Raw genomic sequence first — 20,900 nt, 5'->3', positions numbered from 1 at the left:
GTCTGAAACGATACTGTACTGTTCATCGGCAGTTTCCTGTTCAATAATGTAGTACCCTTATTGTGCTGAGCAACACTCTGTGGCTATGGACGAGGACTCTCGTGAGGTCACAGCGCTCCTCGAGAGCGGCGACGTCGAGAGCGCGGGGACGCTTCTCGATCGACTCCCGGACGGCGTGTACGTCCTGGACGCCGACCTCGAGTGCGTCTTCGTCAACGATCGGGTCGGCGAACTCCTCGACACGGACCGAACAGGGGTCTCGATCCCGGAACGACTTCGATCGCTGTTCGACGGCGCACACGAACGGGCGCTCGAGAACGGAGAGTCGGTCACCGCCGACACCTATCACGCGCCCGCCGAGACCTGGTTCGAGGTGCGCCTCGAGCCCGCAGGCTCGGGTCTGACGGGCTGTCTCCGAGACGTGAGCAGACGGAAGGAGCGCGAGCAGCGCTTCGAGCGCCAGCGCGAGCGAATGGAGGCGCTGAACGGCGTCTACGAGGTCATGCGAGCGATCAACGACGTGATCGTCGCCGACTCGAGCCGGGCGGAGCTCGAGCGGGTGACCTGCGAGACGCTGGCCGACGCGCCGAGCTACGAGTTCGCGTTCGTAGCCGGCATCGACTCGGCGTCGGGGGAGATGAGCCAGCGGACCGAGGCCGGCGTCGAGGGCTACGTCGAACGCATTCCGCTCTCGATCGATCCCGACGAGCCGGCGGGTCGAGGTCCGGCCGGCCGGGCGATCCGCACCCAGGAGCTACAGGTGTCGAACGACGTCCTCGCCGACCCCGATTTCGAGCCCTGGCGCGAGGACGCACGCGAGCTCGGCTACCGATCGGCCGCCGCGATCCCGATCGTCCATAGCGGCGGCCTCTACGGCGTCCTCGGCGTAACGAGCGCACACCGGTGCGCCTTCACCGAGGAGGTCGCCGATGGGATCGGCCAGCTCGGCGAGATCCTCGGACACGCGATCGCCGCCATCGAGCGCAAGCGCGCCCTGATGGCCGACGAGCTGATCGAACTCGAGTACGAGATCAAGAACGCGGTCGAGCTGTTCGACGGCCCGGAGATGGCCGACCGACAGGTTTCCTTCGAGCGGGTCGTCCGGGTCGACGACGAGCGGTTCCTCGAGTACGGCGTGACGAGCGTCGAGGCGTTTCCGGAGGTCGAGGCGCTGGTCGAGCGGGTCCCACACTGGGAGGACGCAACCGTACTCGACGAGTCGGCGGGCGAGATCACGTTCGAGCTCACGATCACGTCGCCGCCGCTGTTCTCGGTCGTCGCCTCCCACGGCGGCTACGTCGAGTCCGCCACCATCGACGGCGGCGACTACTGCATGACGATCCACCTGCCCGAGAGCGCGGACGTTCGGGCCGTGACCGAGGCGATCCGGGACGTGTATCCGAAAGCGACGAATATCGCCCGGCGACAGGTGACGCCCTCGAACGAGTCGATCGCCCAGATCCAGGACCACCTCTACGGCGTCCTGACCGACCGCCAGCGCACCGTCCTCGAGACGGCGTTCTACGCCGGCTTCTTCGAGTGGCCTCGACACAGCTCCGGCGAGGAGATCTCGGAGACCCTGGGCATTACGCCCGCGACGTTCCACGAACACCTCCGTTCGGCCCAGCAGAAGATCGTCGCGGCGGTGGTTGACGAACCCGACACGACGCGGACGAATGTCGAATCCGACCGCCCGTCGACGGACGGCTCGAGCTGAGCGATCGGCGACGGACCTCACTGGTTTCATTACGACGCCGACGAAGTATCGGCTATGCAAACCCACATCGTCCCGGTCGGCTTCGACTACGACCGGCTGATCGCCCCGCTGGTCCGCGATCAGATCGACGTCGACCGCGTCGTCCTGCTCGAGGGCGCCGTCGGCAGCGAGGCCAACGTCGAGTACTCCCGCCACCTCTCGGAGAAACTCGAGACCGACTTCCGGAACCTGCTGGGCGCCGAGACCGAACGGTTCGTCCTCGAGGACGTCTACGATTACGACGATGCGTTCGAGCAGGCGTACAACCTCATCACCGCCGAGCTCGATCGGGGCCACGAGGTCTGGGTCAACGTCGCCGCGATGCCCCGCACCGTCAGCTTCGCGTTCGCGACCGCGGCGAACTCGCTGATGGTCGAACGCCAGGACGAGCGCGAGGCGATCCACACCTACTACACCGCCCCGGAGAAGTACTTAGAGACCGAGCTCGCCGAGGAGCTGCGCGAGGGGATCGACCTGCTCGAGGACCTCGAGCGCGAGGGCGACCTCGAGGACGATCGGGTCACGACCAGACTCGAGAGTGCCCGCGCGCTGCTCGCGGAGTTCGACGAGCGCGGGACGACGATCGGCGCGAAGGAGATCGGCGGGCAACACGTCGTCGAACTCCCGGTCGCTTCCTTCTCGAACGTCAAGCCGTTCGAGGAGCTCATCCTGTACAAGCTCGGCGAGGACGGCGAGTTCGCTTCGGTCTCCGAGCTGGCGGAGGCGCTGTCCCGCGAGCTCAACGAGGAGTACACCGACAGCTTCCGCTCGAAGGTGATCTACAACGTCGATCGGCTCGGCCCCGGCGGGAAGGGGTATATCGAACGCGAGGAACACGGGAAGTCCTACCGGACGCGGCTCTCGCGGATCGGCGAGCTGTGGGTGCGGGCGCACTCCAACGACGGCTCGGAGCCATAGCACCGCACGGTCGGCGTGTTTCGACGGTCGTGGCAGCGCCGGTCGGAGGCGGTTCGGAGATCGCTCTCGCGACGCTCAAGTGTGGGGGTGACGAACGTACGACACACTCGACGATGACTGCAATCGATATCAACTGTGACATGGGTGAGAGCTTCGGGAACTGGACGATGGGCCGCGACGAGGAGGTGATGCCGTACATCACCTCCGCGAACATCGCCGCCGGCTACCACGCGGGCGATCCGCACGTCCTTCGCGAAACCGTCAAACTGGCCGCAGAACACGACGTGGGGATCGGAATCCACCCCGGCCTTCCGGACAGGATGGGGTTCGGACGCCGGACGATCGACGCGACTCCCGACGAGGTTCGCGACTACGTCGTCTACCAGCTGGGCGCACTGATGGCGTTTGCGAGCCGCCACAACGCGTCCGTCCAGCACGTCAAACCGCACGGCGCGATGTACTCGATGCTCTCCGAGAGCGACGCCCACTGTCGTGCCGTCATGGAGGGTATCCTGGAGGTCGACCCCAGCCTCGTCTACCTGGCAACCGACATGAACATCTACGAGGTCGCCCAGGAGTTCGACGAACTAGATGCCGTCTTCGAGGGCTACGTCGACCTCGACTACAATCCCGATCGAACGCTCATCGTCGAGAAGGAAGTCGAGCCGAAAGATCCGGACCTGGTCGCGGACCGGGTCGTCTCCATCGCAACGCGTGGCGAGGTCGAGGCCGTCGACGGAACGACGATCGACGTTCCCGCGTCGTCGATCTGTATCCACGGTGACGGTCCGAACTCGGTCGAGTTGCTCGAGACGATCCACGACCGACTCGAGGCAGCGGGGATCGAGTTGGCTCGCCTCGACGAACTCGTGTGATCGGATCGGTCGCCACCTCGTCGATCAGGCGTCGTCCAGTCCGTCGAACTGTTGATCGAGGTACTTCGTCGTGTGATCGCTCTCGACGAATACCTCGTCCTCGAGCACCGCGAGGTGGAACGGAATCGTCGTCGAGATCCCCTCGATCTCGGCCTCCTCGAGCGCGCGCTTGCTGCGTTCGAGGAGCTCCGTCCGATCCCGGGCGGTGACGACGAATTTGCCGACGAGGGAGTCGTAGAACGGGCTGATCCTGTCGCCCTCGTTGACGCCGTCGTCGACGCGGATTCCCGTTCCCGTCGGCGGACGATACGTCTCGAGGGTCCCGGGCGTCGGATTGAACTCCTCGAAGGGATCTTCGGCGTTGATGCGAAACTCCATCGCGGCGCCCCGCGGTTCGACCTCGGACTGCTCGAACGACAGTTCCTCGCCGGCGGCGACCCGGAACTGCTCTTTGACGACGTCGATCCCAGTCACGGCCTCGGTGATCGTGTGTTCGACCTGGATCCGGGCGTTCACCTCGAGGAAATAGAACTCGCCGTCCTCGTAGAGGAACTCCACGGTCCCGGCGCTGCTGTATCCGGCTTCGGCGACGCCCGCTCGAGCGGCCTCGCAGAGTTCCTCCCGAGTCGCCTCGTCCAGAGACGGGGAGGGCGTCTCCTCGATGAGCTTCTGCTGGCGACGCTGGACCGAGCAGTCGCGCTCGTAGAGGTGTCGCACGTTCCCGTGGGTGTCGCCGACGACCTGTACCTCGATGTGACGCGGGTTCTCGAGGAAGCGTTCGACGTAGACGGCGTCGTTGTCGAAGTACGCCTCCCCCTCGCGTTTGGCGTTCCGGAACTGTTCGTCGACCTCCTCGGGTCCGTTAACGACCTTCAGGCCGCGTCCGCCGCCACCGCCGTCGGCCTTGATCGCGACCGGGTAACCGTGGTCGTCGGCGAACGTTTTGATCCGCTCCGGGTCGTCGACCGGTTCGTCGGTTCCGGGAACGATCGGGACGCCGGCCTCGTCCATGATGGCTCGAGCCCTGGTCTTCTCGCCGAAGTCGGCCATCGCATCCGCCGGCGGTCCGACCCAGACGAACTCGGAGTCCTCGACGCGGCGAGCGAACGACTCGCTCTCGGCGAGGAAGCCGTAGCCCGGGTGGATCGCGTCGGCGCCGGTCTCGGCCGCCGCTTCCAGGAGCGAGTCCTGATCGAGGTAGCTCTTGCCGGCGACCGAGGAGCCCACGTGGGCGGCCTCGTCGGCGCGGCGGACGTGTTTTGCCGTCTCGTCGGCGTCGCTATAGACGGCGACCGTCTCGATTCCGAGTTCGGTCGCCGCTTGCATTACGCGGACTGCAATCTCGCCTCGGTTCGCAACGAGTACTTTGTCGATCATCTGTTGGGTAGTCTCCACTACAACGACCCCCGAATTTCCTCGAGGAGATCGTCTCGCTCGCGACGGATCTCGAGGGCTTCCTCGACGTCGACGGCGTTGAAATCGACGGTGTTGTGGGTTCGACACTGAGCGAGCGCGTCGCGCTCGGGACTCACGACGGTCCCCACGGTCACGTATCCGCCGCCCGTCACGGCGTCTCGCATCAGAATAATCGGCTGTCCGGCCATCTGGATGGAGCCGACGGGATAGCCGAGATCTACGACGTTGGTGACGTCCGGTCCGGCACCGAACGGCTGCTCGCGCTCTTCGAACATATCGGTGATATCGGGCCCCTCGAACCGGTAACCGACCCGATCAGCTTCGTCGGAAACCGTCCAGTCGGCGTCGAGGAACCGCCGTCGTCCCTCGTCGGTGAGCCGGTAGTCACAGAGCCCCATCACGACGTTGATCTCGGTCGTCGAGTAATCCGGTCGGCTCTCCTCGCCGATCGAGGTGCCGACCATTTCGTCGGCGTCCGCCGCCGCCTCGCCGATCGGCAGTTCGTCTCCCTCCTCCAGCGACCGCCCCTCGTGGCCGCCGATTCCGATCAGGGTGTACGTCGATCGACTCTCCATCACCGGTTCGACGTCGATCCCGCCGGCGACTGCGAGATACGAACGCGCACCTTCCGTCGCGAACTCGAAACTGAGCGTGTCGCCGGCCTCGGCCCGGACGGCCGTCCAGGTCGGGACCGGTTCGTCCTCGAGCGAGGGGTCCATGTCCGCACCGGTAACGGCGAAGACGGCGTCGTCTTCGAACTCGACGTCCGCGCCCATGTACGTCATCTCGAGGGTCGCGTCGGAGTCGTCGTTTCCGACGAGCCAGTTGCCGACCGTGTGGGCGAACTGATCCATCGCGCCCGAGGGCGGCATGCCGATGTGGTAGTGACCGTAGCGGCCGGTATCCTGTACGGTCGTGACGAGTCCGCCGTCCAGAACACGCATCAGTCGAGCACCTCCAGCAACTGCTCGTTGTAGCCGCGCGGATCCTCGAAGAACGCCTGCGGTTCGAACTCGACCCGATCGTAGTTGTACTGGTAGGTTCCGTCCTCGACCGCCTCGCGGATCGCGTCGTACTCCTCGCGGTCGATCCGCCGGAAGTTGAGGATGTCTCCCGGGTTCGGGAGCACCATCGACTCCTCGAAGCCCGACAGCTCCTGATCGACGTCCAACACCTCGACGGGCGTTCGACCGTAGAGCTGATAGCCGCCGGCTCCGGGAACGGGGTAGATCGCGGTGAACGCGCCGCCGAATCCGATCGCTCGGCTCGGCGTCGCCGTCCGCGGCTGTTCGTACTTCGGAACCTCGATCTGTTCGTCGCGAGGAACCATCTGAAAACAGAACGGGAGCCCGGGGACGAAGCCGATCATCGTCACCATGTGCGGCGCGCCGGAGTGGTGGTCGATGAACGCCTCGACGGAGTCGAAGCCGTTAATCTCGGCGGAGTACTCGAGGTCCGTCGAGTCCGGATCCTGGTGGCGCTCTCGAAAGTCCATCACTGTCTCGTGGGTCCACGGATCGTCGTAGAAGACCGGAACGTCGAACACGCGAGCCTCCCACTGGTACTCAGAGACGTCGGTCTCGTCCTCGAGCGATTTCAGCTCGTCGATCAACTCGTCCGGGTGAAGCACGCTCGGATCGAACTGGATCAGGTAGGAGGCGTTCGACGGTGCGACCTCGATAAGCCCCTCGAGACTGTTCCGTCGGATCTCCTGTGTGATCGCCTGCGCCTTGAAGTTCGCGTCGAAACTCATCGCCTCGTCGAGTTCCACGAACACCCAATCGTCCCCGCCGTACTCGTATCGCGGAGACGGCAGCTCCTGTCTCGCTATCGTTCGGTCACTCATCCTACCGGGTGAGAGAACGGTTGTCACTGTATAGATACCGACTAGAGCACGGCTGTGGAACTGTCGCTATCAGTACCAGTTTTCGTAAACGAACCGCTACAATCGGGTTTACAGGCGACTGTCGCAGGGGTAGCTTTGTCAAAGTCTATATGCGCGGGGCCTGTACTGCGTCGTAAGATTTCGTAGATGACGACAGAACACATCCAGTCACCGATACCCGGCGTCTTTTATACGCGACCCGACCCGGACGAGGAGACCTTCGTCGACGAGGGCGACGAGGTCGCCGAGGGAGACGTCGTCGGACTGGTCGGCGTCATGAAGAACTTCCACGATATCACGGCTCCGGCAGACGGAACGATCACGGAGTTCGTCACGGAAAACGAACAGGAGATCGACGCCGGTGACGACCTGCTGGTTCTCGAAACCAACTGACGCTGGCCCCTGATCGACGATCGACCACTGTTGTCGCCGGTGCCGCGCCCGTAGCCGCTTTCGACTGTTCTCGAGCGCAGGCGACGACGGTCGCTCACTCGTCGACGTCGATGGAATCAGCCTTGAGTACGACGGTCGCACCAGCGCCGACAGATGTCGGCTGTACCGAGCGCGTCGCTTAGCTCACGACCACCACAGAGAACGAAGAACGGATTGATCGTCCGCTCGAGGGCGGAATCAGACATCGGGACCGCAGCGAGCTCCGTGACGGCATCGTAGTCCGGAGCGGCACGTTCGACGGGGAACCACCCGATCTGCGAGTCGACGCTGACGACCACGTTCACGAGAACGGAGCGCTTCCGGGCCGACCGGAACGCGCTACCGCTCGCTGGCGTCGTCGGCCCGGCCCTGGTACCAGAAGTAGCCGTCCTCGTCGACCTGCCCGAGATCGCCCGTCAGATACCAGTCCTCGACGAACGCGTCCTCGGTGCGGTCGGGGTCCTCCCAGTACCCCAGGAAGAAGGAGGGGAACTCGCCGTCGACGGCGATCTCGCCGGTCTCGCCGGCCTCGAGCTCGTCGCCGGTGTCGGGATCGACCACGGCGGCCTCGACGCCGGGCAGCGGTTTCCCCATACTACCCGGTCTGGTCTCGATCGACGGGTAGGTGTTGATCAGCATGTTCCCCGTCTCGGCCTGGCCGTAGCTGTCGGCGATCGGTGTTCCGAGCGTCTCCTCGCCCCACTCGATCAGCTCTGAATCGAGCGGCTCGCCCGTGCTCATCGCCCGGTGAAGATCCAGCTCGTCGGGTTCGAGGGCGTCGGCCTCCTCGCGCAGCCGACGGTAGTGAGCGGGAACCCCGGAGAGCACGGTGACGGGGAACTCCTCGAGCAACGTGGTCCAGGTGTCGGGATCGAACGCGCCCTCGTAGGCGAGGATGCTGTGACCCCAGAACCAGACGCCGAGCGCGTTGACCGGGGCCGTGAGCCACCCCCGGTCGCCCGTACCCCAGTAGAGGTCGGTCTCGTGTTGCTGGAGGTCGGCGGCGTACAGCTGAGCCGCGGCGATACCGACGACCCAGCGGTGACCGTGGACGATCCCCTTCGCGGGCCCCGTGGCGCCGCTGGTGTAGTACAGCAGGGCGGGATCGGAGCCCTCGGTTCGGACGGTCTCGTACTCGTTGCTCGCGCGGTCCATCGCCTCGTAGTAGCTGACGTCGCCCCGGCGGACGCCGACGCCGTCGTCGCTGACGACGATCACGTGTTCGACGGAGGGGACGTCCTCGAGGGCGGTCTCGAGGGTGTCTCGGTTCTCGGGCGTCGTGACGACGACGCTCGCCTCGGCGTCGGCGAGCCGGTAGGCGACCCCCTCGGGACCGAACTGCGGGTCGATCCCGCCGTAGACACAGCCCGCCTTCAGGGAGCCGAGCATCGCGACGTACTGCTCGGGCAGCCGGGGCATGTAGCCGAAGACGCGGTCGCCGCGCTCGACGCCGAGGTCCTCGAGCAGGTTCGCGAACCCGTTCGACCACTGCGCGAGCTCCCAGAACGCGATCCGCTCGCGCTCGCCGTCGCTCCCGACGAAGTACAGCGCGACGGTGCCCCGATCGGTCCCGTAGCGGTCACAGACCTCGTGGGCGACGTTGATCTCGTCGGGCGCGTCCCAGTCGGCGTCGGCGTAGATGCTGTCCCACTCGAAGACCTCCGAGAGCCCCTCGTAGTCGGCGAGGTTCGGTGCCGTGTCCATACACGGACCACCCACGGGAACGTCCATAACTCATCGGACGGCACGGGCCGTCTCGGGTAGCGGCCCGACGACTTACGCCGACTCCGTCGATCCGACGCGCTCGAGGACGCGTTCCCGAACGACGAGCAGACACGGGAGGACGGTGAGACAGGCGATGAAGGCGAAGACGATGCTCATCCCCGTCACGAGCCCGAACCGCTGGAGCGGTGGCGCCAGCGCGAGCGCGAGCACGCCGAAGCCGGCCGCCGTCGTCAGCGCGCTGCCGAGCAGCGCGCCCCCGGTGCCGGTGATCGTCGCGCCGAGGGCGTCCCGGAGCGACTCCTGGCGCGCCGACTCGTCCTGGAACCGCTCGCCGACGTGGATGCTGTAGTCGACCCCGAGCCCGATCGCGAGGCTCGTGATGACGGCCGTCTCGCTGTTAAACGAGACGTCGAGCAGGGCCATCGCCCCGAGCAGCCACGCTAGCGCGGCGACCACCGGCGCGAGCGTGATCGCCCCGAGCGTGAGCGCGCGGTGGCGCACCCAGTAGAGGACGGTGAGGAAGACGAGGATGACGACCAGCGTGACGGCAAACGCCTGGACGAGCGTCTCGAGGAGTGCGTCCTGAACGACGGCGTTCGTCACGGGACCGCCGGTGGCGATCGCCGAGACGGGTGCGTCGGCCTCGATGACGCTCGCGAGGGCGCGCGTATCGTCGGCGACGGCCTGAGCAGAGGCGTCGCCGCGGACGTCGACGAGCATCCGTGCGGTTTCGTACTCACCCTCGTCGGTGCGGTGCAGTACGGTGGCGGCCGCGTCCTTGTCGGCCTCGTAGAGGACGTCGTACAGTCCCGCGAGGTCCTCGTCGGGCAGCCCGTCGCCGTCCGTGTCGCGTTCCTCGAGGGCCGCGGCGACGTCCTCGTTCTCGGCGGCGAGATCCTGCAGGACCGAGACCGGGCTCTCGACGGCGGGCTCGCCGCCGGGGCCGACCGTGATCGTCCCGCGCTCGGCGTCGCCGATTCCCGCGGTTCCGTTCTCGATCGCCGCGAGCGTAGCGGGATCGGTGACGTCCCCGCGTATCAGTATCTGAGACTGGCTCCCCTCGCCCTGTCCCTGGAAGTTGTCACCCAGGTACGCGGCGTCGTCGCTGATCGTGTACGTGTCGGGCGCCAGCGGCCCCGGCAGCGACTTCGCCCAGTCGGGAGCGTCCTCGGGCAGGAAGTCGGCCTCGTTGAACTCGGTGTCGATCCCCGTGGCGCCGTAGGCCCCGCCGATCGCGAGCAGGAGTGCAACGGCGACGACCGCAAGCGGTGCGCGCTGGACCAGCGAGACGACACCAGAGAGTGCGCGGTTGACGGGCCCCGCGCTCCGCCCGAAGGGCGCTTTCCGCCGATCGATCCCGAACCGTCCCTCGAGCAGCTCGTCGACCTCGACCTTGAGCGCGGGGACGAGGACGGCGAAGGCGACGAACGTCGCCAGGATCCCGCCCGCCGAGAGGATCGCGAAGTCCTGAATCGCGGGCAGCGGGCTGACGACGTTCGAGAGGAAGCCCACCCCGGTCGAGAACGTCGCGGCCGCGAGCGCGAGAACGACCCCGGCCAGCCCGAGGCGCATCCCGTTTCGCGGCGTTCGCCCGTCGCTTCCCCCGTCGGCGGCCGGCTCGTCGACCGGCACCGAATCGGCCCGCCGGCGGTCGTCGCGCTCGAGAACGCCCGCCCTCGCTTCCCGTGAACGCATGATGACGTGCAACGAGTAGTCGATACTCAGGCCGATCAGCAGGAAGGGGACGGCGATCAGCAGCTGGCTCGTCGGGATCTCGAGCCACCCCAGGATACCCGCGAGCCAGGCCATCACGACGCCGATGCCGAACAGGCTGACCAGCACGTCGGCGACGTCGCGGTAGGCGACTCCGAGCGCGAACAACACGAGTACGAGCGCGACGGGTGTGATGATCGCGAAGCTGTCGCCGACCGCGTTGCTCGAGGCCTCGTCGGTGACACCCTGGCCGAAGACGAAGGCGTCGTCGAAGCGATCCTCGACGAGCCCGTCGATCTCGACCTGGGCCGCGTAGGCGGCCTCGGGGTCCTCGTCCTCGCCGCTTTCGTCGACCTGGAAGAGGAACGCGATCCGAGATTCGGCGGTCGTCGAACCCGGCTCGTAGTCGTTCGGGAGGAACTCGTAGGGGTCCTCGCCCTGGTTGTCCGCGTCGGGGTCGAGCACGTCGGCGAGCAGCTCTTCGACCTCTTCGTCGGAGCGATCCTCGAGGGCCTCGATCTGTTCCTCGAGGGTGGGCTCGCTGGTGTCGGGCGGCCCCTCGGTCTCGGCCGCACGGTCTTCGAACACCGCCCCCGTCGCGACGACGTTCTCGAGGGCGACGAAGCCCTGCTCGTCGAGCGTCGCGTTCAACGTCTCGTTTTCGCGGACGTCCTGCTGGAGGTACAGCCCCTCGAGCAACGAGTCTCGCGTAAGTACGTCGCCGCCTTCATCCCGGACGACCAACTGTGCGACGACCCGATCGTCGGTCGCGTAGGTTTCGTCGATCTCCTCGAGCGCCTCGGTCTCCTCGGAGTCGGTCTCGAACTGGCCGATCTCGCCCTCCTCGCTCTCGCCGATCGCGGCGCCAGCGGCGACGACGGCGGTGAGAACGAGCACGAGCAGGACGATCAGCTTACTGTGAGAGACGATCGCGTCGGCGTAGCGATCGGCGAGCGACCCGCCCATTCGTTATCGTCTCCAGCGGTTTATCGACGTACTGTGGGGCGATTCTCGAGCGGTTCGTCCGCGTTCGGAGGGCGTCGAATATCGGGAGGGCGAGCCCGAAACGTCGACGCTCCGCCGTTCACTGATAGGCATGCTCACCTCTCGAACCCAAGCGCTAATATCGGTTCGGATGGTAGCCGGTGTCGTATAATCGAAATCCGATTATGAATACCGATATCGACCGCGACCGCGGAATCCTCACGCCGGCCGACCGCGAGTTCCTGCTTGGCGAACGTGAGCTCGGTCACGAGCAGTCCCGGCGAAACGCCGAGGCGCGCGTTCGACGGCGCGTGATCGACTCCGTTCGGGACTTCGACCTGCTTCTCCACACGCTCTCCGCGAAGGATCGCCGACAGGTGTTCGCGGAGCTGACGAGCGATCCCGACTCCCTGGACGGACTCAAGGCCATGCTCGCGTTCGCCTACATCGGCATCGACGAGCAGGGTCTCGATTTCGAGGACGTCCTGGTACCGGCCGTCCGTCACTCCGAGGAGGCCTGTGCTGCCTCGAGACGCGGCGCGAACGTCTCCGTCGACGTCACCTTCGAGGTCGAGACCAGCGTCGAATCGACCCTCGAGGGAGTCGTCGCCCGCCTCGAGGCGGGCGACCCCGTCACCCCTCGGGAGCTGTTCTCGCTTGTCATGCAGGGCGAACACGATCCCGGAACGCACGACCGGATCGCGCTCGCCGTCGGCGGCGACGCGGACGCCGACGACCAGTTCCTCGAGCGACTGGCGACGTATCTCGAGGGGGAGCTTCGTCGACCGACGCCGTCTCGAGCCGTGATTCGGCTGTCCGACTGATCCGCCCCGAACGACGCGAAACACCTAACAGCGCCCGCGGAGAAGTAGTATTATGATCCGCGCTGTCGGAACCGGCGCGTTCCGCGACGTCGTTTTTGTAGGGGCCCCGTAGCCCCACACGCCAACCCCGTATCGACGGATGTATTGTAGCCGACCAGCATTCACCGACAACGACCGGTATGTACGATCGAATCCTCCCCACGACGACGCACCGACGACGCCCCCCTCGGGCGGTGAGAGCATGAGTACGGACCCCGAAACCCGCGAGCGAGAGGAGCCGACTCTCGAGGGCGGCTACGACCCCGAAGCCGTCGAACGCCGCTGGCAAGATCGCTGGGTCGACAGCGAGGTGTACGCCTACGACGGCGACCCCGGCCAGGATCCCAACACCACCTACGCGATCGACACGCCGCCGCCGACGGTCTCGGGTAGTCTCCACATGGGCCACCTCTACGGCCACACGGTCCAGGACTTCGCGGCCCGGTTCCAGCGGATGTACGACGGCGACGTCCTCTTCCCCTTCGGCTACGACGACAACGGGATCGCCAGCGAGCGCCTGACCGAAAAGGAACTGGACATCCGCCACCAGGACTACGAGCGCCGCGAGTTCCAGAAGCTCTGTCGCGAGGTCTGCGAGGAGTACGAGGCGGAGTTCACCGACAAGATGCAGGGACTGGGCTGTTCGATCGACTGGGGCCACACCTACAAGACGATCGAGCCCCGCGTTCGGCGCGTCTCGCAGCTCTCCTTCCTCGATCTCTACGAGAAGGACCGCGAGTACCGCAAGAAGGCCCCTGCGATCTGGTGTCCCGAGTGCGAGACGGCGATCTCGCAGGTCGAGATGGAGGACGAGGAGCGGGGCTCGCACTTCAACGACATCGCCTTCGAACTCGCGGGAGAGAACCCGCCACGCGACGAGTTCGTCATTTCGACGACGCGACCCGAACTGATCCCGGCCTGCGTCTCCGTCTTCGTCCACCCCGACGACGAGGAGAACCAGGATCTCGTCGGCGAGACCGCCCGCGTTCCGATCTTCGGCCACGAGGTGCCGATCATCGCAGACGACCGCGTCGACATGGAGAAGGGAAGCGGCGTCGTGATGTGCTGTACGTTCGGCGATCAGAACGACATCGAGTGGTACCAGGCCCACGACTTACCCCTGAGAGTGGCGATCGACGAGTCCGCGACGATGACCGAGCTGGCCGGCGACTACGAGGGGCTCTCTACCGAAGAGGCCCGTGAGGCCATCGTCGAGGACCTCGAGGACGACGGCGCCCTCCGGGACCGCTGGGAGATCAGCCACGCCGTCCAGGTCCACGAGCGCTGTGACACCCCCGTCGAGTACCGCGTCTCCAAGCAGTGGTACGTCGAGATCCTCGATCACAAGGAGGAGTACCTCGAGGCCGGCCGGGAGATGGACTGGTACCCCGAGAAGATGTTCTCGCGCTACCGGCACTGGATCGAGGGCCTCGAGTGGGACTGGCTGATCTCGCGCCAGCGCGACTCGGGGATCCCGTTCCCGGTCTGGTACTGCAGCGAGTGCGACCACGAGGTCATGGCCCGCCGGGAGGACCTGCCCGTCGACCCGCTCTCGGACGAGCCGCCGATCGACACCTGTCCGGAGTGCGGGAACGACACGTTCGATCCCGAGGAGGACGTCTTCGACACCTGGGCGACCTCCTCGCTGACGCCGCTGATCAACGCGGGCTGGGACTGGGACGAACGGGCCCAGGAGTTCACCATGGACAACCCGGAGCTCTACCCGTTCGACCTGCGCCCGCAGGGCCACGACATCATCTCGTTCTGGCTGTTCCACACCATCGTCAAGTGCTACGAACACACCGGCGAGGTTCCCTTCGACGCGACGCTGATCAATGGCCACGTCTTAGACGAGAACCGCGAAAAGATGTCCAAATCGCGGGGCAACGTCGTCGCCCCCGACGAGGTGCTCGCGGAGTACCCCGTCGACGCGGTCCGGTTCTGGGCGGCCAGCGCCGCGGTCGGCGACGACTTCCCCTACCAGGAGAAGGACCTCACCGCGGGCGAGAAGCTCCTACGGAAGCTCTGGAACGCCTCGAAGCTCGTCGACAATCTGGCGCCCGCTGACCCCGAGGAGCCCGCCGACCTCGAGGCGATCGACCGCTGGCTGCTCGCCGAACTCGACGACGCTGTCGAGGAACTGACGGCCCACCTCGAGGCCTACGAGTTCGCGAAGGCCCGCGACCGCCTGCGGACGTTCTTCTGGAACACGTTCTGCGACGACTACCTCGAGATCGCCAAGGAACGCGAGGACAACCCCTCGACGCAGTACGCGCTGCGGACCGCCCACCGAACCTTCCTCGAGCTGTGGGCGCCGTTCCTGCCCCACGTCACGGAGGAGATCTGGCAGGCCCGCTACGCGGGAAGCGAGGCGCTACGCGCCTCGGATACGTCGAGCGGAGAGCGAAGCGAACCGCGAGACAGCGACGCCGACCTCGCGGAGACGAGCATTCACGTCCGCGACTGGCCCACCCCGCAGGGGTACGAGGCCGACCTCGAGGCCGGTGAGACCGCGATGGAGGTTATCTCGGCGCTGCGCCGCTACAAGAGCCAGAACCAGCTCTCGCTGAACGCCGACCTCGAGGCCGTCTCGGTGTACGGCCCCGTCGAAGGGTTCGAGGACGCGATTCAGAACGTGATGCACGTTCAGGACCTCGAGGTGCTCGAGGAGCCTCCGGAGATCACCACCGAGGTCGCCTCGATCGACCTTGACTACTCGACGCTCGGGCCCCGCTACGGCTCGAAAGTCGGCGATATCGACGCCGGCATCGAGAGCGGCGAGTACGAGATCGACGACGACGAGGGCGTCCTGCGCGTTGCTGGTGAGGAACTCGAGGACGAGCTGTTCGAGATCGACCTCGAGCGGACGTATTCCGGTGACGGCGAGATGCTCGAGACCGACTCGGCGATCGTGATCCTCGAGTAAGCGCCGGAACTCGAATTTCGGTCGCAATCCGTCGGATCGGCGTCTGTTTTTGACACGGAACGACGAACGCGGGTCGAACGATGTGTTACGTATAGAGTGCCCACGTACCTTTTTCCGCGTCGGGATTCCGCGCTTCGTGCGGAACCACTCGCGCAAAAATCTACGCTAAAAAGCCGCCTCCGCGGGCTTCGCCCGCTTCGGCGGGGAACCGCTCGCTTCACTCGCGGATGCTGGCGGTGATACCTGGTTCACCTGTACGTAACTCAGTGTCTTCCATAGACAGACCCCTCAAACTGGCAACAGTGAATCGCCACACCCTCCCCAACCGATTCACTCACTTCGTTCGCTCATCCACTGTCAGAGCGCGCTCTGACAAGCCTTCGTTCACGCTGTTCACGAAGACCTCGCACAACGTCGTCGGCCGCCCTCGCTGATGCTCGGACGGCCGACAGCGCGCGCCACCGTGACATCGATCGGTTCTCGCCGGCCCTTCACTACTCCCGGGTACCCGTCACGGCCTCTTCTCGCCACGTCGCCGTCGCGGTCACTCGATCGCCGTCGACGTCGACCGACTGATCCTCGCCGGAAGCACCCAAAAGGTCCTCGAGCGCGGCCTCGTCGGGATCGTCGATAACCGCCGCGAACTCGCCGGTCGACGTTTCGAGGTCCTCGACGGTGAGTGCGGAGACGACGCTTTCGGCGTCCTCGAGTTCCTCGTATCCGAAGTCGACGAGGCCGTCGCTCCCCGTTTCCGGCCCGTACTGGCCGACGACGGCGTCGCCGTCGCCCGCGTTCGAGAGGGTCCACGCGAACGCCTCGCTCTCGTCGGTCGCCCGCTCGACGTCGCCTTCGGCGGCGCCGACGACCGTCTCGAGGGTCGCGATCGGGTCCTCGACCTCGGAGGCGACTGCGAGGGCGTCCTCGCCGACGGCGATCGCGGCGTCGTCCGCCCCGACTGGCGTGTAGACGTCGTACCCGCCGATCTCGTCGGTTCGTTCGAGCTGTCTGATGAACTCGGCCTCCGGGTCGGCGGTGACTCGGGTGTCGATTTCCACGGGATCGATCGTTCCGATCGCGACGAACGCGTCCGGGGTCTGGAGCAGTTCTTCGACGCTCGAGTCGAACGCCTCGTCGTCGTCGAGGAGCCTGCCGAGCCGGTACTGGGCGAGGTCGAGTCCGACGAAGAAGTACGTGGAGAGCGCCCCCTCCGAGACGGGCGCGATCATCGGATCAGCCTCGTACTCCGCCGGAACCTCCTCGCCGGGCTCGGCCGCCTCGAGTTCGTCCGCGACGAACTCCTCGAGGGCGGCCCAGTCGAGGAAAGCGAACTCGAGGGTGGCGTTCTCGGGTGCGAGCCACTGGCTGTACGCCGGCAGCTCGTCGTCCTGTACGGCGGCCGTGGCGGCGCCCGTCGGTCCGACCGTCGCGATCGCTGCCGTCGTTCCTGCGAGTTTCAGCACGTCCCGTCGATTGGGCGTCATGCGGGTGCTCCACGCCGGCGAGTTCGATATAGGTCGGGTCCTCGTTCCCGACGGAGAGACAGTTCGATCGAGACGACCGCTCAGATGTCGCGGCGCGTAAAGAGCAACACGGCGAGGACAAGCAGGACGAGAAACACCGCCAGCAGGATCCCGGCGTCGGCGAACGCGTACTCCTCGCGAACGAGGATCGCCGTCTCGTCGTAGTACCGGCTCGGACCGACGGCACCGATCCACTCGTAGTCCTCGTCCAACCGGGAGACACCTTCGACCAGCCACAGGACGAAGACGACGGTCAGCGCGGTTGCCCGGGCAGTCCGGACGTGGTCGATCACGACGGAGATGAGCAACCCGATCGCGCCACAGACCAGCAGGTACGGGATCGAGAGCAGATGCACCATCGTGACGGCAACCGGATCGAGCGGTTCTCCGATGATGATCCCGCCGAGGAGGACGATCCCGCCGACGCCCACGTTCAGCACGACCAGCGGGAGCCAGAGGGCGGCAATCTTCTGAAGTACCACCGATTCACGCGAGACCGGATTGGAGAGCGTGAGGTCCATTTTCCGCTCGTCGACGTCTTTCGCGATCATGCCGGCGCCGACGTAGGCGAAGTAGATGCCGACGAGGACGATCCAGAAAAACGAGTAGATCTCCGCGGCGATGAATCCCTCGATGGTGTGCAGCGCTTCGATCCCGAACATATCGAAGAAGACCGCGGGGAACGCGTCCTCGAGCAGTTCCGCCTCCTCCTGGATGCTCGGGAACATCGCGAAGTACATCGCGGCAAGCAGGGCGAAGACGACCACGAGCACGACGGAACTGCGGACGCGCTTGCCGGATTCGATGCGCAGGATGGCCATCGCGGCGCCGTCGATCGCGGATCGTGTGTCGGATTTCGCCGCCTGGCGTGCGTCCGAGCTGTCGGATTCCGGTTTCGATCCCATCAGATATCCCTCCGCACGAAGACGAAGAGTGCGATCCCGAGCAGTGCGAGAAACGCCGCCAGGAGGACTGCGGCGTCCGCGAGCGCATACTCTTCGTGGACGAGAATCGCAGACGGATCGTAGTATCGACTCGGTGATGCGATCCCGATCCAGTCGTACTCCGGCGCCGTCTCCGAGAGCCCCTCGATCAACCAGAGGACGAACACGAGTCCCAGCGCGCCGGCTTGCGCGCTCTCGACGCGGTCGAGAGTGACGGAAAAGAGGATGCCGATCCCGGCACAGACCAGCAGGTACGGAACCGTGAGGAGGTGTGCTACCCCGAGCGAGACGAGGTCGAGCGTCTCACCGATCGCCGCTGCCGCGGCGTACACGACGACGAACAGGCCGATATTCAGTGCGACCAGCGGCACCCAGAGCGCGGCGACTTTCTGGAGCACTACCGACTCGCGTGAAACCGGATTCGAGAGCAACAGATCCATCCGGCGCGCACGAACGTCTCCGGCGATCAGTCCACCAGCGGCGTAGGCGAAGTAGATTCCCGCAAAGAGGACCCAGATGACCGAGAAGACATAGCCGCCGACGAACCCCTCGATGGTATGCAACTCCTCGATCCCGAGCAGGCCGGCGAGAAACGCCGGAAACGCCTCCTCGATGAGCGCCGCCTCCTCGGCGAAGGCCGGAAACACCACGAAGAAAAACGCCGAGAGGAGAGCGAACAGCCCGGTAAGGACGAGCGAGCTGCGAACCAGTTTCGCCGACTCGACACGCAGGATCGCCGTCATCCCGCACCCGACGGGGAGTCGTCCCCGTAGTAGTGTTTGAAGATGTCGTCGAGCTGTGGATCGCTGATGTCGACGTCCTCGACCGCAAACTGGACGAGATACTCCAGCAATTCGGCGGGCTTGCCGGTGTAGGTGAACCGAACCGTGGCATCGATGATCTCGACGTCGATCATTTCCGACGTAACGAACGCCGATTCGTCCACCGGCTCTGCCAGTTGCACCCGAACGCGTTTGCCGCTGCGTTTGAGCAGGTCGTCGACGTCCTCGAGCGCGACCAGTCCTCCGTTCCGAATGATCCCGACTCGATCGCAGACGCGTTGGACTTCGCTGAGGACGTGCGAGGAGAAAAAAATCGTCTTGCCGGCGTCGCGTTCCTCCTCGAGGAACGCGTGCATCCGATCCTGCTTGAGCGGGTCGAGTCCGGACGTCGGTTCGTCGAGGATCGCGAGATCCGGATCGTGCATGAACGCCTGGACGATCCCGAGCATCCGTTTGTTCCCGTGGGAGTACGTTTCGACGCGCTTGTCGAGCGGCGGGTGAAACAGCTCGAGTAACTCCTCGCGGCGCTCGTCGCCGCGCATCCGGGCGAAGTAATCGAGCACCTGGCGCCCGGTCTGCCGTTCCTCGAAGCCGAGCGAGTCGGGAAGATAGCCGATGTTGGCTTTCACTGCGGTGAGCGCCCGTCGATCCCGAATATCTGCACCCAGCACCGCTGCGGAACCCGAGGTCGGTTTGATAAGGCCAAGCAGCAGCCGAATCGTCGTCGTCTTTCCTGCCCCGTTCGGGCCGAGGTAGCCGAAGATCTCGCCGGCCCCGACGTCGAAGCTGACGGCGTCGTTAGCGGTGACGTCGCCATAGCGTTTGGTGAGGCCGTCCAGACTGATCGTCGTCGCGTCGTGGTCCGGTTCGGTGTCGAGCGTTTCGGTCTGGGCACACATACTTTCCCACCCGTGTCGAGAACTCGCGGTCGACCGCGATGATCGCTATACACGCTCGACACCGAATCCGTTTATAAAACGCTTTCACGATAGCGGATACTCTCTGCTTGCGGTGATGGAGCCGACCTCGCCGAACGACATCGGCGAAATTCGTCGTAGTGCGACGTGACCGTTGACAGCGGAACGACGATACTCACGAGGCCACCGGTGGACATCGGTCGGGCTCCCGGAACCGGCGTTTCAGTTCCCCGAACCCGTATGGTAGCAGTTGTGATACGTATGAGGTTCGCCGCCCCGTTTCGCACAGCGTCCTCCTCGCATTCGGTGGAACGGGTATCGCAGGCACGGACTCGCAGTAGCGACGAATGCCGATTCGGATCGCCCGGCTGTCGCACGAATCGGCTGTCCGGACGACGACGATCGGGTCGACGCGACCGCTGCAACGAAACCGACGGACGAGCTGCGACAGAAACGTCCTCGAGTACGCCGACACCGAATATCGGTTCGAGACACGCGAGCCCAAGGAGAAACGCTCAGTTCCGTGGTCGGTCCGACGACACGAGTTCGCACTTCTTGACCCGGGTCGCAAGCGCGAGAAACAGCGCTAGCAGCACGAACGTCGTCTCGCCGGCCGCGACGACGCCCAGCGCATCGGCACCGAGGAACATCGGTTCGTCCTGCGCCACGGGGATCGTCGTGTGGTGAACGCCGTGAGGGCCCTCGAACACCGGGATGAAGTAGTCGACGATCAGATTGCTGGTGTACCAGGCGAGTGCGACGGTGATCCCCCAGACGGGAAAGTCGGTGATCCGGTGGAGGACGAACGCCTGGACGACCATCGCGAGGTGGCTCCAGAACAGGAACTGGTACATCAGCGGGTGGGTCTGGGCGGCGTAGGTCTCGTAGAACACCAGTAAGGTGTACGGCGTCCACAGCCCGAGCACGATGTTTCCGAAAAACGCGAGCGCGGTCAGCCAGGGCAGTTCGTGGCCCAGCTTCCAGGCGGCGATGGCGAGCGCGATAAACAGCGTTGCAAGCGGGCTGTCGGGCACCCAGGGCCACATCACCGTCGGCGTCGCGGCGAGCTGAGCCGAGTAGTACCAGAAGCCGAACGCGGTGCCCGCGAGGTTGATCGCGACGACGAGCCACGCGAACCGCAGCCCGAGATCCTCGAGCGTCTTCGGGACGGGAGCGAGGTAGCTCGGCAGCGTATCGCGGTCAGGCAGGCCGGTCGGCGCGGTCATCGTTCGGCGCGACGAACG

General features: G+C 65.5%; 16 protein-coding genes. 6 read left to right on the top strand and 10 right to left on the bottom strand.

Translation table 11 applies throughout. From position 1 onward, the window contains the following. The first annotated feature begins 85 nt into the window (after positions 1-85). From QA609_RS05960 to QA609_RS05950, 3 genes are all read left to right on the top strand, one after another. Entirely contained in the window at positions 86-1,717 is a 1,632-nt protein-coding gene (locus QA609_RS05960) for a bacterio-opsin activator domain-containing protein (RefSeq protein ID WP_278301665.1), read from the top strand. Between the two features lie 54 nt (positions 1,718-1,771). Beyond that, the gene (locus QA609_RS05955) at positions 1,772-2,674 is read left to right on the top strand and encodes a DUF6293 family protein (RefSeq protein ID WP_278301664.1); all 903 of its coding nucleotides are present in this window, start codon (positions 1,772-1,774) and stop codon (positions 2,672-2,674) included. A gap of 113 nt (positions 2,675-2,787) precedes the next feature. Continuing rightward, complete coding sequence (locus tag QA609_RS05950) at positions 2,788-3,549, top strand: 5-oxoprolinase subunit PxpA (RefSeq protein ID WP_278301663.1); 762 nt, start codon at positions 2,788-2,790, stop codon at positions 3,547-3,549. Between the two features lie 24 nt (positions 3,550-3,573). Here QA609_RS05950 and QA609_RS05945 read toward each other — a convergent pair whose 3' ends face one another. From QA609_RS05945 to QA609_RS05935, 3 genes are read right to left on the bottom strand one after another with little or no spacing between them, the layout of a single operon-like run. Next, positions 3,574-4,926: an acetyl-CoA carboxylase biotin carboxylase subunit gene (locus QA609_RS05945; RefSeq protein WP_278301841.1), complete on the bottom strand. Its 1,353-nt coding sequence runs from the start codon at positions 4,924-4,926 to the stop codon at positions 3,574-3,576. Between the two features lie 17 nt (positions 4,927-4,943). After that, on the bottom strand, positions 4,944-5,909 hold the full coding sequence (locus QA609_RS05940) for a biotin-dependent carboxyltransferase family protein (protein WP_278301662.1): 966 nt from the start codon (positions 5,907-5,909) through the stop codon (positions 4,944-4,946). Continuing rightward, positions 5,909-6,811, bottom strand: a complete 903-nt coding sequence (locus tag QA609_RS05935; RefSeq protein ID WP_278301661.1) for an allophanate hydrolase subunit 1 — start codon at positions 6,809-6,811, stop codon at positions 5,909-5,911. Before QA609_RS05935 ends, QA609_RS05940 begins: the two co-directional genes overlap by 1 nt. Positions 6,812-6,997: 186 nt before the next feature. Here QA609_RS05935 and QA609_RS05930 point away from each other — a divergent pair, with 186 nt between their 5' ends. After that, a complete protein-coding gene (locus QA609_RS05930) occupies positions 6,998-7,243 on the top strand; it encodes an acetyl-CoA carboxylase (RefSeq protein ID WP_278301660.1) in 246 nt (81 codons plus the stop codon). A 378-nt stretch (positions 7,244-7,621) separates the two neighbouring features. Here the strand turns inward: QA609_RS05930 and QA609_RS05925 are convergent, their stop codons facing one another. Together QA609_RS05925 and QA609_RS05920 are read right to left on the bottom strand one after the other, a co-directional pair. Beyond that, positions 7,622-8,986: an AMP-binding protein gene (locus tag QA609_RS05925; RefSeq protein WP_343233788.1), complete on the bottom strand. Its 1,365-nt coding sequence runs from the start codon at positions 8,984-8,986 to the stop codon at positions 7,622-7,624. 72 nt (positions 8,987-9,058) lie between these two features. Then, positions 9,059-11,686, bottom strand: a complete 2,628-nt coding sequence (locus QA609_RS05920) for an MMPL family transporter (RefSeq protein ID WP_278301659.1) — start codon at positions 11,684-11,686, stop codon at positions 9,059-9,061. 203 nt (positions 11,687-11,889) lie between these two features. On the opposite strand from QA609_RS05920, the gene QA609_RS05915 reads away from it, so the two are divergent. Continuing rightward, a complete protein-coding gene (locus QA609_RS05915) occupies positions 11,890-12,528 on the top strand; it encodes a hypothetical protein (RefSeq protein ID WP_278301658.1) in 639 nt (212 codons plus the stop codon). Between the two features lie 241 nt (positions 12,529-12,769). Continuing rightward, positions 12,770-15,493: a valine--tRNA ligase gene (locus tag QA609_RS05910; protein WP_278301657.1), complete on the top strand. Its 2,724-nt coding sequence runs from the start codon at positions 12,770-12,772 to the stop codon at positions 15,491-15,493. Positions 15,494-15,987: 494 nt separating this feature from the next. Here QA609_RS05910 and QA609_RS05905 read toward each other — a convergent pair whose 3' ends face one another. From QA609_RS05905 to QA609_RS05885, 5 genes are all read right to left on the bottom strand, one after another. Beyond that, a complete protein-coding gene (locus QA609_RS05905) occupies positions 15,988-16,974 on the bottom strand; it encodes a hypothetical protein (RefSeq protein ID WP_278301656.1) in 987 nt (328 codons plus the stop codon). A gap of 80 nt (positions 16,975-17,054) precedes the next feature. Then, positions 17,055-17,834 carry an ABC transporter permease subunit gene (locus QA609_RS05900; protein WP_278301840.1) on the bottom strand — a complete coding sequence of 260 codons (780 nt, stop codon included), beginning with the start codon at positions 17,832-17,834 and terminating at the stop codon, positions 17,055-17,057. A gap of 83 nt (positions 17,835-17,917) precedes the next feature. Continuing rightward, positions 17,918-18,700 (bottom strand): ABC transporter permease subunit, encoded by a 783-nt coding sequence (locus QA609_RS05895; RefSeq protein ID WP_278301655.1) that lies wholly within the window; start codon positions 18,698-18,700, stop codon positions 17,918-17,920. After that, positions 18,697-19,638, bottom strand: coding sequence for an ABC transporter ATP-binding protein (locus QA609_RS05890; RefSeq protein ID WP_278301654.1), 942 nt, complete (start codon positions 19,636-19,638; stop codon positions 18,697-18,699). Before QA609_RS05890 ends, QA609_RS05895 begins: the two co-directional genes overlap by 4 nt. Before the next feature lie 533 nt (positions 19,639-20,171). Continuing rightward, positions 20,172-20,882 carry a DUF1405 domain-containing protein gene (locus QA609_RS05885; protein ID WP_278301653.1) on the bottom strand — a complete coding sequence of 237 codons (711 nt, stop codon included), beginning with the start codon at positions 20,880-20,882 and terminating at the stop codon, positions 20,172-20,174. Positions 20,883-20,900 lie beyond the last annotated feature (18 nt).

The organism is Natronococcus sp. A-GB7, from assembly GCF_029688865.1.
Taxonomy (GTDB): Archaea; Halobacteriota; Halobacteria; order Halobacteriales; family Natrialbaceae; genus Natronococcus.
This window is presented reverse-complemented; position numbering and strand designations above follow the sequence as displayed.

Excerpts from the sequence above, each read along its gene's own strand:
- QA609_RS05960 (WP_278301665.1), top strand. The coding sequence starts at position 86 with ATGGACGAGGACTCTCGTGAGGTCACAGCGCTCCTCGAGAGCGGCGAC.
- QA609_RS05955 (WP_278301664.1), top strand. The coding sequence starts at position 1,772 with ATGCAAACCCACATCGTCCCGGTCGGCTTCGACTACGACCGGCTGATC.
- QA609_RS05950 (WP_278301663.1), top strand. The coding sequence starts at position 2,788 with ATGACTGCAATCGATATCAACTGTGACATGGGTGAGAGCTTCGGGAAC.
- QA609_RS05945 (WP_278301841.1), bottom strand. The coding sequence starts at position 4,926 with ATGATCGACAAAGTACTCGTTGCGAACCGAGGCGAGATTGCAGTCCGC.
- QA609_RS05940 (WP_278301662.1), bottom strand. The coding sequence starts at position 5,909 with ATGCGTGTTCTGGACGGCGGACTCGTCACGACCGTACAGGATACCGGC.
- QA609_RS05935 (WP_278301661.1), bottom strand. The coding sequence starts at position 6,811 with ATGAGTGACCGAACGATAGCGAGACAGGAGCTGCCGTCTCCGCGATAC.
- QA609_RS05930 (WP_278301660.1), top strand. The coding sequence starts at position 6,998 with ATGACGACAGAACACATCCAGTCACCGATACCCGGCGTCTTTTATACG.
- QA609_RS05925 (WP_343233788.1), bottom strand. The coding sequence starts at position 8,986 with ATGGACACGGCACCGAACCTCGCCGACTACGAGGGGCTCTCGGAGGTC.
- QA609_RS05920 (WP_278301659.1), bottom strand. The coding sequence starts at position 11,686 with ATGGGCGGGTCGCTCGCCGATCGCTACGCCGACGCGATCGTCTCTCAC.
- QA609_RS05915 (WP_278301658.1), top strand. The coding sequence starts at position 11,890 with ATGAATACCGATATCGACCGCGACCGCGGAATCCTCACGCCGGCCGAC.
- QA609_RS05910 (WP_278301657.1), top strand. The coding sequence starts at position 12,770 with ATGAGTACGGACCCCGAAACCCGCGAGCGAGAGGAGCCGACTCTCGAG.
- QA609_RS05905 (WP_278301656.1), bottom strand. The coding sequence starts at position 16,974 with ATGACGCCCAATCGACGGGACGTGCTGAAACTCGCAGGAACGACGGCA.
- QA609_RS05900 (WP_278301840.1), bottom strand. The coding sequence starts at position 17,834 with ATGGCCATCCTGCGCATCGAATCCGGCAAGCGCGTCCGCAGTTCCGTC.
- QA609_RS05895 (WP_278301655.1), bottom strand. The coding sequence starts at position 18,700 with ATGACGGCGATCCTGCGTGTCGAGTCGGCGAAACTGGTTCGCAGCTCG.
- QA609_RS05890 (WP_278301654.1), bottom strand. The coding sequence starts at position 19,638 with ATGTGTGCCCAGACCGAAACGCTCGACACCGAACCGGACCACGACGCG.
- QA609_RS05885 (WP_278301653.1), bottom strand. The coding sequence starts at position 20,882 with ATGACCGCGCCGACCGGCCTGCCTGACCGCGATACGCTGCCGAGCTAC.